This is a genomic window from Pedobacter sp. ASV12, assembly GCF_016429155.1.
Lineage (GTDB): Bacteria > Bacteroidota > Bacteroidia > Sphingobacteriales > Sphingobacteriaceae > Pedobacter.
Map to the genome: position 1 here is coordinate 1 of NZ_JAELUC010000301.1, position 450 is coordinate 450.

A 450-nucleotide genomic window follows, 5' to 3' on the forward strand; every position below is an offset into this window, starting at 1 on the left:
GCACTAAATTGTGCCTGTTCGGCAAAAAAGTATAGTCCACCAGGATTAAAGCCTTTGACATAAACGCCAGGAAAATCATTAAACCCAGCTACTAACCTTTGTCCTAGCTCACAACAATGAAGGTTGATTTTTCCTTTCGCAAATATTGCCGCATAGCCCAAGAAATTTACTCCATAACTTTGTAATGGGCCATTGGCATCCACATACCAACGTTCATCGTTTTTTGCTAGCGTACGCATTACCAATCCGCGAGGCGAATACGATTGCATGATCCAACTTATCAATACATCAGATGCCTGTTGTTGTTTTACAGAATAAACAGCCCCGTTGGCATATTGACTTTTAATGGGTTTGTAAATAATTTTAGGATTTATTGGATCTGTCTCTTATACACATCTGACGCTGCCGACGAACCACGACATGGGGAGGTGTGGGTGGTGGGGGGGGGGT

At 42.9% G+C, this 450-nt stretch carries 1 protein-coding gene; it reads right to left on the reverse strand.

The features are described 5' to 3' along the window. Window positions 1-239, reverse strand: a 239-nt coding sequence (locus JHD69_RS20400) for a hypothetical protein (protein WP_233166139.1), incomplete at its 3' end; no start/stop codon positions are given. Between the last annotated feature and the right edge of the window lie 211 nt (window positions 240-450).